This is a genomic window from Bacillus alkalisoli (genome assembly GCF_002797415.1).
Taxonomy (GTDB): domain Bacteria; phylum Bacillota; class Bacilli; order Bacillales; family Bacillaceae_I; genus Bacillus_CD; species Bacillus_CD alkalisoli.
The window spans coordinates 150,004-164,349 of record NZ_KZ454944.1; the positions used below are offsets into that span (position 1 = coordinate 150,004).

Sequence of the window (14,346 nt, forward strand, 5' to 3'; positions counted from 1 at the left end):
TTTATGAATCAGATTCATTTAACTATGACAAGCTTCACATTCATTTATTTCAGATTGAGAAGTGCTTCTAACATAATAGGTTGTTTTTAAACGCTGTTCCCATGCCTCCATGTGAAGTTGTAACAATTCTTTTGCCTTAATATCGTGACGAATATATAAGTTGAAGCTGATAGACTGATCAATATGACGCTGGCGAGCTGCGTTTTGTCGTATACTCCATGTTTGATCTAACAGGTTCCTTGTTTTTCTATAATAGTGATATGTATGATAGTTTATATCAGGTGCAGTCACTTTAAATTTAAAATTCTTCTTTTCCTCCGCATATTCAACCGCATATAAAGGGTCTATTCCATCTGTAGATCCACCAATCTTAGCAGTGGAGGAGTTTGGCGCTATCGCCATCATCCAGCCATTCCGAACGCCATATGTTGCTACTTGTTCTCTTAATTGATTCCATTTATCTGAGGCATAGTTTCTTCGCTCAAAAAACTCTCCGGTTTGCCATTCTGAACCTTCAAACTCACGATAAGCCTCTTTTTCCTTTGCTAACTTCATCGAGGATTGAATAGTGTAGTACGCAATATCTTCATACAGTCTATCGGCAAACGCTATCGCTTCTTCTGACTCCCATAAAATACCTTCTAAAGCTAGAAGGTGGTGCCATCCAAATGTACCCAAGCCTACGGCACGATATTTTTTATTTGTTAGCTCCGCTTGTCCGACAGAAATAGAATTAAGATCAATAACATTATCGAGCATTCGCATTTGAATTGGAATTAGCTTATCTAACACATTGTCTTGATAGGATTTTGCCAGATTAATAGAAGATAAGTTGCAAACGACAAAATCACCTGGCTTTCTTACAATAACAATATTTCCATCCTCATCTTGATACTCATTTACAATAGTAGTAGCCGACATATTTTGAGTAATTTCAGTACAAAGGTTACTGCAAAAAATAGAAGTTTGTCCGATTCCGCTCACGTGCTTATTCGGGTTTTGGCGATTCACTTCATCTCTGTAAAACATATAGGGCGTACCTGTTTCTAGCTGAGAAACCATCATTCTAGCCATAATATCCATCGCTCGATAAGATTTTCTGGGTAGAAGTGGGTGTTTTACAGCATCTTCATACTTTTCTGTGAAAAATTTCTTATTCTTTTCATCATAGAAATCCTCTAGACCAAGTGAAACCCCATCCTTGTTTTTCCAACCCATGATTTGTTTTACTTGGTGTGGACAAAAGGTGTGCCATTCTCCAATACTTCTACCTTGTTCATCTACTTCTTTTAGTTTTTCCATAAACAAGTCAGGAATAGAGACTCCTGTGAAAATATCATGAGCTTTTCGTCTTTCATCCCCGTTATTTGTTTTTAAGTCTAGAAAGCCGTTCATAATATCTTTATGGAACACGTCTAAGTAAACTGCAATAGCTCCTTGGCGTTGTCCAAGTTGATCGACACTTACCGCTGTATCGTTAATAAGTCGAATCCAAGGTACAACTCCAGATGAATTCCCTTTGAACTTTTTAATATCGGAGCCTAACGCTCGAACTTTACCGAAATAAATTCCTACTCCACCACCGTCTTTGCTTAATCTAGCAGCATCCCAATTATTTAAATAAATACCATCTAAAGAGTCTTCTACCGTATCAATAAAACAGGATGAAAGTTGACCAAAGCTTTTACCAGCGTTTGATAGAGTAGGAGTAGCGACAGTCATATATAAGTTGCTTAATGCCCAATAAGCATCTTTCACATAGGCGATGCGCTTTTCCTTTGGTTCATTCTTCATTAGAGTCATGGCAATAATCATGAAACGCTCTTGAGGTAATTCCACAATCGTATCGTTGTAGTCTTTTGTTAAGTATCGATCTGCCAATAAAAATATCCCGATATAATTAAATAAGTAGTCTTTTTCAGGGTTAATGACTTCTCCTAGTAGTTCAATCTCATCCTTGGAATAGCTATGTATGAGATCGTTAGAATAAATACCTAGTTTTGTTATATGCGAGACAAGAGAGTAGAAGCTTCCGTACTTTTCTTCCAAAGGATACCCGCGATTCTCAGATACTGTACGGTAGAGCTCGTGTAAATATAAATTCGCGGCAAAAAAAGACCATTTTGGTTCTTCCATGGAAATTTTGTTTAATGAGAAAAGTAAGGCTTGTTCATAACAAGCTTCATCTAAATTTGGTATCTGCTCATAGATTGGTGAAAAATCAAAAGAATACCTTTCCGAGGCCGTGTTTATTACATCTCTTACAGAATTCTCCATTAATGAATGTTTAGAATTCATAGTCCACACTCCTTTGAAAGTTCATTTATCTTTAATCTTCTTTCTTTTCTAGCTTGGGCATGTTGGAATAGTGCTTTTTCTTCTTCTGACTCAGGGATGACACCATTCACTGGAGTTGGTTTGCCGTTAAGATCTACAGCAACCATTGTTAGAATAGCTGTTGTTGTTACGGTTTTTTTTCTTGATTTCAGGTTTTGGCACTCTACTTTTACATAGACTTCCATTGACGTTCTACCGGTTGAAATTACGACACCTTCTAAGTGCAAAATATCGCCAACTTTAGCTGAAGAGAGAAAATTAACCGTATCAATAGAAGCCGTTACCACTACTTCCTTACTGTGTTTCATTGCCGTAATAGCAGCTATTTCATCAATGTAAGACAAAATAGTTCCGCCAAATATAGTACCTAAATGATTAGTGTCCGGAGGTAAAACAAGTTTCGTCTGGATTGTTCTAGAAATACTGGCAGGTAAATTTTCTTCCATTTCGTTTCCTCTTTTCTATAGATAAATTGGCAGAAGATCGAGATGTATAGAAGAACAAAAAACCCATCACAAAGGATGGGTTTATGTATAACGTGGTAATAAATATACAGCTTCACATACTGTAGGTTATCGTATACCTCGTTATATCTTCCCAACTCCCGAAGAAGATAATACGTATTATAACAATGGCAGGTCTCCTGACTTGTGCTTCTACCTACTTTAATCCCTTCCCGTCCATAGACAGTGGATTTGATTATTTCGTCAACACTTACAGTTGCGGGTACAGTTCTGGAATTACACCAGATTCCCTATTAAGTCTTTTACAGACACCATTATTACTGGTTATTATCAATATTTTGTTTTAGTAACTATTAACTAACACAATATGTAGTGTTAGTTAAATAGAATAATAATATATAGTTATGATTTTGACAATAGATTAAATATTATTTTTTTCGTCTTAGCGTTGAGAAAAGATCCAAAGTCGAGTATCAATTTGAACAGAATAGTGGGTTGCAAATGTTGTAATGCGTATCCCATACCCATGCAAACGCATACAAAATTCCATTAACAACATCTTGAGGTTTCTTCTTCTATCTGTTTTAATAGCTATAGAACTTCCAAAAGAATAATAGCTAGTTTTTATAGCTTGATAGAGGAGAAGAAGAAATGTCTATGACTAAAAGCCAAATGCGAGTGGAAAAAGATTTTCTAGGGGAAAAAGAAGTACCAACTGACGCGTATTATGGAATTCAAACAGTTCGTGCGGTTGAAAACTTTCCTATTACTGGTTACCGAATCCATGAAGAGTTAATTAAAGCAATGGCTATTGTAAAAAAAGCAGCTGCCCTTGCCAATATGGATACGAAACGTCTTTATTCCGGAATTGGTGAGAACATTGTAAAGGCAGCGGATGAGTTAATCGCTGGAAAAATGCATGATCAAGTTATTGTCGATCCTATCCAAGGTGGAGCAGGAACGTCTATTAATATGAATATAAATGAAGTAATTGCCAATTGTGCCCTAGAGCTGATGGGGGAAGAGAAAGGGAACTATGTACTTTGTAGTCCAAATACACACGTAAATATGTCCCAATCAACAAATGACGCTTTCCCAACCGCGATGCATATTGCTGTTATAAATCTATCAGAAAAATTATTAGACACGATGGGAGATATGCTTGCAGCATTCAAACAAAAGGCGAATGAATTCAATCATGTTATAAAAATGGGACGCACTCATCTTCAAGATGCGGTTCCAATTCGTCTTGGCCAAGAATTTGAGGCGTATAGCCGTGTACTCGAACGTGATATAAAGAGAATTAAACAATCAAGACAACATTTGTATGAAGTAAACATGGGAGCAACAGCGGTAGGAACGGGCTTAAATGCAGACCCTCGATATATAGAACAAGTTGTAAAACATCTACAAGACATAAGTGATCTTCCGTTAACAGGTGCTGAACATCTTGTTGATGCAACACAAAATACAGACGCTTACACAGAAGTATCTGGTGCTTTAAAAGTATGTATGCTTAACATGTCCAAAATAGCAAATGACTTACGATTAATGGCATCTGGTCCAAGAGCAGGATTAGGAGAAATTTCTTTACCAGCAAGACAGCCAGGTTCATCCATCATGCCAGGAAAAGTAAACCCTGTGTTGCCAGAGCTAATTAACCAGGTAGCATTCCAAGTAGTAGGTAACGACCAGACTATTTGCCTTGCATCAGAAGCCGGTCAATTAGAGTTAAATGTGATGGAACCAGTGTTAATTTTTAATCTACTTCAATCAATCAGCATTATGAATAATGCTTTCCGTACGTTTACAGACAATTGCTTAGAAGGTATTACAGCAAATGAAGAAAGAATGAAAGAGTACGTAGAAAAGAGTGTCGGAGTTATAACAGCTGTTAACCCACACATCGGATACGAAGTAGCATCCCGAATTGCAAGAGAAGCGATCTTAAAAGGTGTGCCAGTTCGCGAACTTTGCTTACAGTATGATGTATTAACAGAAGAAGAGCTGAATCTAATTTTAGACCCTTACGAAATGACAAAACCAGGGATCTCTGGTGCTTCCTTGTTTGACGAAAAGTAATGGATGAATCGATGAGACAGGTGCTAATTCAGCACCTGTTTTCTTTGTTGTTTGATGAATATTTGTTCAGTGTGTAGATGAAGTTCATTTTGAAGAGGAAAAAAGAAGAAAGTGAACTTGATAAGGTGTATGAAGTAGCATAAGAAGAAACGGACCTGTTTTAGAATGGGTACGTTTCTTTTTTTATCTTCTAACATCTTTTTAAAAGTGTGGTCAGGCTAAAACAAATTTGTAAAAGATGTTTGCTCTAACGCATAACGGGAATGAAGTAACTAAACAAATCTAAACTAGATAAAGGGAGGAAAGAGTGAATGGCAGATGAGCGTTATGGGAATGGAAGTAACAGCAAAAAGGAACAATTGGACAAGTTTACAGTAGATGATAGTGGGAAGAAACTAACGACCAATCAAGGATTAAAAGTTTCAGAAGATGAATTTTCCTTAAAAGCTGGTGAGCGTGGTCCGACAATTATGGAGGACTTTCACTTTCGTGAAAAGATGACGCATTTTGATCATGAGCGCATTCCTGAGCGTATTGTTCATGCGCGTGGTTTCGCTGCGCACGGAGAATTTGAAGTTTACGAGTCTATGAAAGAATATACAAAAGCAGGTTTCTTACAGGATCCTTCTAAAAAAACACCTGTTTTTGTGCGCTTTTCAACGGTTGTCGGTTCTCGTGGATCAGGGGAATTAGCGAGGGATGCTCGTGGATTTGCAACGAAATTTTACACAGAAGAAGGTAACTATGATTTAGTTGGGAATAACATTCCGGTATTTTTTATTCAAGATGCGATGAAGTTTCCAGACTTAGTTCATTCATTAAAACCTGAACCACATAATGAAATGCCACAAGCTGCGTCCGCTCATGATACATTTTGGGATTTTGCAGCTAATAACCAAGAAACTGCCCATATGATTATGTGGAAAATGTCTGACCGTTCCCTACCTAGAAGTTATAGGATGATGGAAGGATTCGGTGTACATACATTTCGCTTTGTAAATGAGGAAGGAAAGGCTCATTTTGTTAAATTCCATTGGAAACCAGTGCTAGGTACGCATTCTGTAGTTTGGGATGAAGCTCAGAAAATTAATGGAAAAGATCCTGATTTCCACCGCCGAGATCTATGGGAAGCGATAGAGAATGGCGACTATCCGGAGTATGAATTAGGCGTACAACTACTACGAGAAGAAGACGAGTTTGAGTTTGACTTTGATATATTAGATCCGACAAAATTATGGACAGAAGAAGATGTTCCGGTGAAAATAATCGGGAAAATGACACTTAATCGAAATGTGGATAACGTATTTGCAGAAACAGAACAGGTAGCCTTTCATCCCGGACATGTTGTACCAGGAATTGATTTTACAAATGACCCATTGCTACAAGGTAGATTGTTTTCCTATACAGATACGCAATTACTACGTCTTGGCGGACCGAATTTTCATGAACTGCCAATAAACCGCCCTGTGTGTCCATTCCATAACAATCAACGAGATGGCTTTGGTCGTCAAACGATTAATAAAGGCCAGGTAAGTTACCATAAAAACTCTTTAGCTTCTAATACGCCGGAACCAGCGAGTGAAGCAGAGGGAGGATATACACATTACCAGGAAAAAGTGGATGGCTACAAAGTACGAAAACGAAGTGAAAGTTTTAAAGATCATTTTTCTCAAGCGACTTTATTCTGGAACAGTATGAGTGAAGTGGAAAAGGAGCATATCATTAAGGCGTTCAGCTTTGAACTTGGTAAGGTGAAAAGTAAAGATGTCCAACAACAGGTAGTAGATATGTTCGGCAATGTTAGTATAGAGATGGCAACAGCTTTCGCAAAAGCAATTGGTGCAAACCCACCGCAAGGAAAAGAAAGCAGTGTGACAAAATCTTCTCCTACCTTATCTCAACTGAATACAAAGAAAAAGCCAGATACTCGTAAAGTAGCAGTGCTTATTGGTAGTGATTTTTATGGAACAGAGGTTAATGAAGTATTAGAATCCTTGAAAAATGCAGGAATAAAGCCGGAGATTGTAAGTGAAAAGTTAGGTGTGCTAAAAGGGGAAGACGGTACGGAGCTGGAGGCAGATCATACATTCCTCACTGCGGACTCTGTATTATTTGATGCGGTTTATGCAGTAAGTAGTAACAAGGAAAAGAAAGAGTTAGATAAGCAAGTTTCTTATTTCGTTCAGGAGGCATTTTCTCATTACAAGCCAATTGGCTTAAGTAAGGATACAAAAGAGTTACTCCATGTGGAAAATATTCAAAAATGTCCAGGGGTTGTTCCTTACAACGAGGACACGAACGATTTTGCAACGAAGTTTATTCAAGCCATTGCCGACCATCGTCATTGGGATCGAGAAATATGTTAATTTGACTTGTTAACAGAGAGGATATAACCTCTCTGTTTTGTTTTGGTTTAGGAAATTATCATTAGAGAACTTGTAAATTTAGAATAGGCTACGTCAAGCTCCAGGTGCCTTGCGTTTTTGTTCATTAAGATGGATTGAAACACAAATTTGGAAGATTGAAACAGAAATGCTTAAGATGGAAACACAAATTTTTGAAATTGAAACACAGGGATAGTTAAATTGGGTTCGCAAGGAAGATTGAAACACAAATGCAGCAAATTGAAACACACACTAATCAAATTGAAACACAAATCATAAGGATTGAAACACAAATTAACACGAGCATTCAATTTTAACAAAAACATCTTTATTATTAATATGGTTTTTACTACTCACGATACCAAATGACAATCTTGTTAAGGTTTTAACCTTCTATCCACTACTTGTGGTGGCTGTTCTAGCCATTTTTTCTGAATGGACAATAATAATCCCTCCCCATAATAAACGCGCATTTCTGTTGATATTTTTGACAGTTTTGCAATAATATCGGAACGCAAGCATGAACTTTGTGCTTGGCTAAGCATCGTAAAACAAAACATTCCTAAACACGTTTCTACAAAGTAAAGCATGATCTTATCCGAAAAGGAGACAGCTCTGTGTTATAAACTTTATAGTCACCTGAGGCTGGAAACTACTTTAATGCCAGCTTAATTTACAGTAGAAATACTGTACTTTAGACTGGCGTTTTACATTAATTAGTAATTATTTTATGCATTTTATTGCAATTTGATGTGGTATAGTGGTATAGGTATAAAAATTTTGAGAAGATTAGAGGGGCACTTATGCGAAAAGAATGGATCCTGCGCTGGTCTTTTTTTACTATAGGATTAATAATGCTAGCACTTGGCGTAGCAATGACAATAAAAGGAAAGTTGCTAGGAATTGGTCCGTGGGATGTATTCCATTACGGCTTAACCATGCAATTTGGCCTCACAATAGGTACTTGGATTATTATTATCGGTTTCCTGCTCCTACTTATTACTGTTCTCTTTACAAAACAGATGCCTAAAATAGGTGCATTTCTTAACATGTTGCTAATTGGCTTTTTCATTGATTTTTTCCTTTGGATTTTGCCAAATGCTCATAGTTTAATAGGAGCAGCATTTTACTTATTAATAGGTGTTATTATTATTGGCTATGGAATAGGAATTTACGTGTCAGCGGAACTTGGGGCTGGTCCTCGTGATGGCCTAATGATTTTAATTGTAGAAAAAACAGGTTGGAAAGTACAATGGGTTCGTAATGGAATGGAACTTTCTGTACTCTTGTTTGGTTGGTTAATGGGTGGCCCGGTTGGAATGGGAACGGTTGTTATCGCTCTATTAATAGGTCCTATCGTTGGCTTTTCTTTACCACAATGTAAAACACTATTACAATTTCTTCTATATAGAAGTCAAACTAAAAAACTAGCTATTTAAAAACCCTTCGTTAAGAAACGAAGGGTTTTTTACTGCCTAACTCAGTTACCTCTCTCTCCCAAAACAGACACCGCTTACAAAATAAAATATTCTAAATTTTTTAAGTTACGTATGTTGACAGAATTTTTATGTAATATATAATTAAATTAACATATGTTCACGATGGGTGAGCAAAATTTCACAGCCAACAAACAAAATTAACAATAAAACACGTTTTAATAGATGAAACTAGGGAAAATGATGAAAAAATGCAAAGTACTTATTTCCCATAATTTTAAAGTTAGGTGAACCCAATGGTCGATGAGAAAATTTCACGCTTAGTAGAAGTTGCTAAAATGTACTATCAATTACATTACAGCCAACAAGAAATCGCAAAAAAGTTAGGCATTTCTCGTCCGACTGTATCGCGCCTTCTTTTACAAGCAAAACAAGACGGTATCGTTCATATAAAAATTATTGACCCAACCGAAGATGTTCAGCAACTAGCTGCTCGTGTCCAAGAAAAGTACGAATTAAAAGCATGCGTCATTGCCCCGATTCCGAAATATGAAGATGAATCGATTAAAGAAAAGCTTGGAGAAGCAGCTGCGAACTACTTATATGAAATTGTACAAAATGGCGACACAATCGGTTTAACATGGGGAACAACGCTTTACCAAGTGGTCAAAAACATGCAACCGAAAAATGTGAAAGATGTGACAGTCGTCCAGCTGAACGGTGGAGTTAGTTACTCGGAACACAATACATACGCATCTGAAATAATTAACGGCATTTCGAGTGCGTTTCATACAGCACCACATTTTCTACCATTGCCTGCAGTTGTTGACCATATCGTCGTTAAACAAGCAATTATTGCAGATCGACATATAAAGAAAGTGTTGGAATTAGGAAAAAAGGCCAACATTGCCATGTACACAGTTGGAGAACCTGGTAAACAGTCTACCTTAATGAAAGCTGGTTACTTTTTAGACACGGACCTTCAAACATTAGACGAGAACAAAACAGTCGGCGATATTTGTTCCAGATTTTTTGATATAACTGGAAAAATCACAAATGAATCTTTAAATGAAAGAACAATCGGCATTGAGCTTCAAGACTTAGCCAATATCGAACAAAGCATCCTTGTAGCAGGTGGGAACAACAAGGTAGAAGGTATCATTGGTGCTATAACAGGTGGTTACGCAAATGTTCTCATTACGGACCAATATACAGCCCGCGCATTATTAGATGTAGGAGGTGAGGATAATAGATAAAGAGATTATTAAGCAGTTAGTGAGACAAGTTGTAGAAAGTTCGTTAAAAACAACAGCAAAAGAAGTACCGATTGCAGCATCTAATCGACATATCCACCTTTCACCTGAACATGTGGAACGACTTTTTGGTAGAGGCTATAAGCTAAACAAACAAAAAGACTTGTCCCAGCCAAACCAGTTTGCCGCAAAAGAAACCGTCACACTCATCGGGCCGAAAGGAAAAATTCCGAATGTCCGAGTGTTAGGTCCAGCGAGAGGTGCGACACAAGTAGAAATCTCTTTATTCGACGGGTTTACTCTTGGGGTAAAGCCGCCGATACGAAACTCTGGAGATATAAAAGGATCAGCCGCTATTACCATCCAAGGTCCTCGAGGGCAAGTAACAATCCAAGAAGGCTTGATCTGTGCAGCGAGACATATACATATGCACACATCAGATGCCCAAAGGTTTCAGTTAAAGGATGGCGACCTAGTTCAAGTAAAAGTAAAAGGAGAGCGTGGAGTCATTTTCTCCAATGTACTCATTCGCGTTTCCGAAAGGTATAAGTTAGAAATGCATATCGACTTAGATGAAGCGAACGCTGCCAACATGAAAAACGGGCAGCTCGGGGAAATCGTTGCGATAGAAGATGGGAGTGAAGATAGTGGATGCGGCTGTAAAGGAACGAGTTAAATCACTCGTCTTGCAAGTTGTCAAAGCATATCTAAGTGAACAAGTGGAAGAAGTAGATTCACATTCCATTGCGATTCTACTAAACCATCCATCTTCCTATTCAGAAGGAATAATGGAAGCGGTTTCTACTCTTGCTGATAAGTATGATGTAACAATACTAGTCTCAGAGAATTGGCAAGCCTCACAAGAAAAATGGGCTGCTAATACAATCCTCCTAAATAATGAGACAAGCTTTACACAATTAAATGAAGTATTAGAAAAAACGAAGTTACTTGTTATTCCAGTTGCATCTTTCCACCTGTTATCAAAACTTGCCTTAACAATGGATGATGACCAAGCTATTTGGCTAGCGATTCAATACCAATTACAAGGTAAACCAGTTGTAATTGCAAATGATGATGTGGAGCTGAATGTGTACGAACAAATATTTTCGCCACATTCCGTGCAAGAAAGAATACAAGGTTACATTCGTCAGATTCAAAAGGACGAAGTGAAGTGGGTATCGCTCAAGGATATCGTGAAGACAGTGGACACTCAAATCACTTCATACGATGAGAAAGCGCCTTTACTCTTGTCGAAACATATTGAAAAGGCGATGCGAGATGGACTAGAAACAATTAATCTACCAGCTAATAGTAGAGTGACACCATCTGCAAAAGATTTAGCAAGAGAACTTAACGTGAAAATCCAGAAGAAAACAGACTCCTAGAAAGGAGACTAACTAGAATGATCATAGGAAAAGTAGTAGGATCCATTGTTTCCACAACAAAAGCAGAGAAGTTAAAAGGAAAGAAAATGCTTATCGTGGTTCCACTTGATATGGAAACGCTAGAAGAAGATGGCAAGCCAGTAGTAACGATCGACACGGTTGGCTCAGGTGTTGGAGAAGTAGTACTTGTTGTTGGCGGAAGTTCGGCAAGACAAACAGAAATTACAAACGGCACACCGGTTGATTCCGCTATCGTTGGGATCGTCGACCAAATAGAGATAAAAGGGTCAACAACCTTTAAAAAAGGAGGGGACTAAAACGTGCAAATAAACGAAACAGATATTAAAAAAATGGTAGAACAAGTGTTACAGCAACTAGGCGGTAATAGTGATAGTGCAACAGCTATAGCGCAGCCAACAACTAGCAACATCCGTTTAGAAAACGGTGTGTTTGCAACAGTTGACGAAGCGGTAGCAGCAGCAAAAGTTGCCTGGGAAAAGCTCCGCGTCCTACCTTTAGCGACTAGAACTGCAATGGTAGAAAAAATGCGTGAAGTTAGCCGTGCACATGCGGAAGAACTAGCAAACTTAGCTGTCCAAGAAACTGGTTTAGGTAGAGTGCAACATAAAGTTGCAAAAAACTTACTTGCCGCAAACAAAACACCAGGTGTGGAGGATATCGTTAGCACAACATACTCAGGCGATAACGGTTTAACGCTTGTAGAGTACGCACCAATCGGAGTATTCGGTTCTATTACTCCAACAACAAACCCAGCGGCAACGGTAATCAATAACTCTATTTCTCTAGTAGCAGCTGGAAATGTAGTTGTTTACAATCCACACCCAAGCGCGAAGCAAGTTTCGATTAAAACGATTCAACTTTTAAACGAAGCAATTGTTGCTGCGGGTGGTCCTGAAAACACATTAACGTCTGTAGCGAACCCTAACATTGAAACTTCTAATGAAGTAATGAAGCATCCCGGAATTAACGCATTAGTTGTTACAGGTGGAGGAATCGTTGTAAAAGCAGCGATGGCAGCAGGGAAAAAAGTGATTGCAGCAGGTCCTGGTAACCCACCAGTTGTTGTAGATGAAACAGCAATTATCTCAAAAGCGGCAAGCGACATCGTAACAGGTGCAAGCTTTGATAACAACGTGTTATGTACAGCGGAGAAAGAAGTATTTGTTGTAGAAAAAGTAGCAAATGCGCTTAAGAGTGAAATGGTGAAAAACGGTGCCTTCGAACTTAAAGGCTTCCAACTGGAGAAAGTGTTAGCGAAAGTACTAGTAAACAATAACGGCAAATTTTATCCAAACAAAGACTTTGTTGGAAAAGATGCGAGCGTTATTTTACAAGCGGCTGGCATTCAAGCTTCTCCTGATGTAAAGCTATTAATTACAGAAACAAAAGAAGATCATCCGTTAGTTGTAACAGAAATGTTAATGCCAATTTTACCAATCGTTAGAGTGCCAGATGTAGACAAAGCAATTGAACTAGCTGTTATTGCAGAAAAAGGAAATCGCCATACAGCCATTATGCACTCGCAAAATGTAACGAATTTAACGAAAATGGCGAAAGAAATTCAAGCAACTATTTTTGTGAAAAACGGTCCATCTGTATCAGGATTAGGATTTGAAAGTGAAGGATTCACAACACTTACAATTGCTGGCCCTACAGGTGAAGGATTAACAAGTGCAAAAACGTTCACACGTCAAAGACGCTGCGTTTTAGTAGATAGTTTTAGAATAATATAAAGGGCTGATTTCTCTTGGCAAAATCCAAAGAAGATAAGCAAAAAAATGTAAAAGAAATAACAAGTATTGTAGAAAAAAAAACCAAAAAAACTAATCGCAAAAGCGAAACAGGAGGAAATACAATGAGTCAAGAAGCATTAGGAATGATCGAAACTAAAGGTTTAATCGGTGCAATCGAAGCGGCAGATGCAATGGTAAAAGCAGCAAACGTAACATTAGTTGGGAAAGACCAAATAGGTGGGGGCCTTGTAACAGTAATGGTACGCGGTGATGTTGGCGCAGTTAAAGCAGCAACAGAAGCTGGAGCAGACGCAGCAGCACGTGTTGGTAACTTAGTATCTGTACACGTGATTCCACGTCCAAACATTGAGGTTGACGGAATTTTACCGAAAGCATAATCGGTAAAGAATGATGGATCAAGCCATTCAATCTTACATTAAAAGTCTAGTAAAAGATGCCATTCAAGAGGTATACCGGCAGCAACCAACTAAAGGGATAACAGGTCGCCAAACATATGTGGTGGCAAACTGGAAAATGAATAAAACACTCTCAGAAGCAGCATCATTTGTGCAAGAGATGAGTAGTATCGAAGGAACATCCGTTGTTATTTGTCCTCCAACGCAATTGTTATACCAGGTTCGACTTTTATTAGAACAACAAGGTTTATCAGTTAAAGTTGGCGCTCAAAACGTCCACCAGAAGGATAGTGGGGCATTTACTGGCGAAACATCAGCAGAAATGTTGAATGATATCGGGTGTGAATTCGTTATTATCGGACATTCCGAACGAAGACAATATTCGAACGAATGTGATGCTCTTGTGAACAAAAAAGTGCAGCAAGCAATTGGATCTAATCTAACACCAATCATTTGTATCGGTGAAACGCTAGAAGAGAAAAACAATGGCCAAACAGAGCGAGTTTTAACGAAACAAATTTTAGGCGCACTACAAGATATACAATCTAGTAACTTTTTGGTAGCTTACGAGCCTGTTTGGGCAATTGGAACAGGACAATCTGCAACAGCAGAACAAGCGCAAGCAACACACAAATATATCCGTGCTGTTTTACAAGAAGTTGTTGGTTCGACGGCAGAATCTATTTCTATCCTTTACGGAGGTTCTGTAAACGAATCAAATGCAAAAGAATATGCTAGCCAATCTGATATAGACGGTGTACTCGTTGGTGGAGCTAGCTTGAAGGTTCAGACGTTTGAACCAATTATTCACGTATTTGCCAAAGGAGATAACTGA

At 38.2% G+C, this 14,346-nt stretch carries 13 protein-coding genes and 1 riboswitch; of the genes, 10 read left to right on the top strand and 3 right to left on the bottom strand.

The window, feature by feature from the left end; all coding sequences use genetic code 11:
• Positions 1 to 18: 18 nt before the first annotated feature.
• Positions 19 to 2,298, bottom strand: a complete 2,280-nt coding sequence (locus CDZ89_RS00795) for a ribonucleoside-diphosphate reductase subunit alpha (RefSeq protein ID WP_100332980.1) — start codon at positions 2,296 to 2,298, stop codon at positions 19 to 21.
• Positions 2,295 to 2,783, bottom strand: coding sequence for an acyl-CoA thioesterase (locus tag CDZ89_RS00800; protein ID WP_100332981.1), 489 nt, complete (start codon positions 2,781 to 2,783; stop codon positions 2,295 to 2,297). The genes CDZ89_RS00795 and CDZ89_RS00800 overlap by 4 nt, the downstream gene beginning before the upstream one ends.
• A gap of 170 nt (positions 2,784 to 2,953) precedes the next feature.
• A riboswitch (cobalamin riboswitch) is annotated at positions 2,954 to 3,132 on the bottom strand.
• 320 nt (positions 3,133 to 3,452) lie between these two features.
• Here CDZ89_RS00800 and aspA point away from each other — a divergent pair.
• Both aspA and CDZ89_RS00810 read left to right on the top strand, forming a co-directional pair.
• A complete protein-coding gene (gene aspA, locus CDZ89_RS00805; protein WP_096156241.1) occupies positions 3,453 to 4,883 on the top strand; it encodes an aspartate ammonia-lyase in 1,431 nt (476 codons plus the stop codon).
• A 311-nt stretch (positions 4,884 to 5,194) separates the two neighbouring features.
• Positions 5,195 to 7,249, top strand: a complete 2,055-nt coding sequence (locus CDZ89_RS00810) for a catalase (RefSeq protein ID WP_100332982.1) — start codon at positions 5,195 to 5,197, stop codon at positions 7,247 to 7,249.
• Between the two features lie 395 nt (positions 7,250 to 7,644).
• Here the strand turns inward: CDZ89_RS00810 and CDZ89_RS00815 are convergent, their stop codons facing one another.
• Positions 7,645 to 7,860 (bottom strand): DUF3231 family protein, encoded by a 216-nt coding sequence (locus CDZ89_RS00815; RefSeq protein ID WP_264755099.1) that lies wholly within the window; start codon positions 7,858 to 7,860, stop codon positions 7,645 to 7,647.
• Between the two features lie 210 nt (positions 7,861 to 8,070).
• Between CDZ89_RS00815 and CDZ89_RS00820 the strand changes: the two genes are divergently transcribed.
• From CDZ89_RS00820 to tpiA, 8 genes are all read left to right on the top strand, one after another.
• Positions 8,071 to 8,706 (top strand): YczE/YyaS/YitT family protein, encoded by a 636-nt coding sequence (locus CDZ89_RS00820; RefSeq protein WP_100332984.1) that lies wholly within the window; start codon positions 8,071 to 8,073, stop codon positions 8,704 to 8,706.
• A gap of 293 nt (positions 8,707 to 8,999) precedes the next feature.
• Positions 9,000 to 9,959: a sugar-binding transcriptional regulator gene (locus tag CDZ89_RS00825; RefSeq protein ID WP_100332985.1), complete on the top strand. Its 960-nt coding sequence runs from the start codon at positions 9,000 to 9,002 to the stop codon at positions 9,957 to 9,959.
• The gene (gene pduL / locus CDZ89_RS00830; RefSeq protein ID WP_096157033.1) at positions 9,952 to 10,632 is read left to right on the top strand and encodes a phosphate propanoyltransferase; all 681 of its coding nucleotides are present in this window, start codon (positions 9,952 to 9,954) and stop codon (positions 10,630 to 10,632) included. The genes CDZ89_RS00825 and pduL overlap by 8 nt, the downstream gene beginning before the upstream one ends.
• The gene (locus CDZ89_RS00835; protein ID WP_100332986.1) at positions 10,604 to 11,341 is read left to right on the top strand and encodes a hypothetical protein; all 738 of its coding nucleotides are present in this window, start codon (positions 10,604 to 10,606) and stop codon (positions 11,339 to 11,341) included. Before pduL ends, CDZ89_RS00835 begins: the two co-directional genes overlap by 29 nt.
• A 17-nt stretch (positions 11,342 to 11,358) precedes the next feature.
• Positions 11,359 to 11,658, top strand: coding sequence for a EutN/CcmL family microcompartment protein (locus CDZ89_RS00840; RefSeq protein WP_096156246.1), 300 nt, complete (start codon positions 11,359 to 11,361; stop codon positions 11,656 to 11,658).
• Positions 11,659 to 11,661: 3 nt separating this feature from the next.
• The gene (locus tag CDZ89_RS00845) at positions 11,662 to 13,095 is read left to right on the top strand and encodes an aldehyde dehydrogenase family protein (RefSeq protein WP_096156247.1); all 1,434 of its coding nucleotides are present in this window, start codon (positions 11,662 to 11,664) and stop codon (positions 13,093 to 13,095) included.
• 122 nt (positions 13,096 to 13,217) lie between these two features.
• Entirely contained in the window at positions 13,218 to 13,493 is a 276-nt protein-coding gene (locus tag CDZ89_RS00850) for a BMC domain-containing protein (RefSeq protein WP_096157034.1), read from the top strand.
• A gap of 10 nt (positions 13,494 to 13,503) precedes the next feature.
• Positions 13,504 to 14,346: a triose-phosphate isomerase gene (gene tpiA, locus CDZ89_RS00855; RefSeq protein ID WP_227521415.1), complete on the top strand. Its 843-nt coding sequence runs from the start codon at positions 13,504 to 13,506 to the stop codon at positions 14,344 to 14,346.

What these genes read in the sequence shown, in the direction of transcription:
- aspA (WP_096156241.1), top strand. Translation starts at nt 3,453, where the DNA reads ATGTCTATGACTAAAAGCCAAATGCGAGTGGAAAAAGATTTTCTAGGG.
- CDZ89_RS00795 (WP_100332980.1), bottom strand. Translation starts at nt 2,298, where the DNA reads ATGAATTCTAAACATTCATTAATGGAGAATTCTGTAAGAGATGTAATA.
- CDZ89_RS00850 (WP_096157034.1), top strand. Translation starts at nt 13,218, where the DNA reads ATGAGTCAAGAAGCATTAGGAATGATCGAAACTAAAGGTTTAATCGGT.
- CDZ89_RS00820 (WP_100332984.1), top strand. Translation starts at nt 8,071, where the DNA reads ATGCGAAAAGAATGGATCCTGCGCTGGTCTTTTTTTACTATAGGATTA.
- CDZ89_RS00825 (WP_100332985.1), top strand. Translation starts at nt 9,000, where the DNA reads ATGGTCGATGAGAAAATTTCACGCTTAGTAGAAGTTGCTAAAATGTAC.
- CDZ89_RS00800 (WP_100332981.1), bottom strand. Translation starts at nt 2,783, where the DNA reads ATGGAAGAAAATTTACCTGCCAGTATTTCTAGAACAATCCAGACGAAA.
- CDZ89_RS00840 (WP_096156246.1), top strand. Translation starts at nt 11,359, where the DNA reads ATGATCATAGGAAAAGTAGTAGGATCCATTGTTTCCACAACAAAAGCA.
- tpiA (WP_227521415.1), top strand. Translation starts at nt 13,504, where the DNA reads ATGATGGATCAAGCCATTCAATCTTACATTAAAAGTCTAGTAAAAGAT.
- CDZ89_RS00810 (WP_100332982.1), top strand. Translation starts at nt 5,195, where the DNA reads ATGGCAGATGAGCGTTATGGGAATGGAAGTAACAGCAAAAAGGAACAA.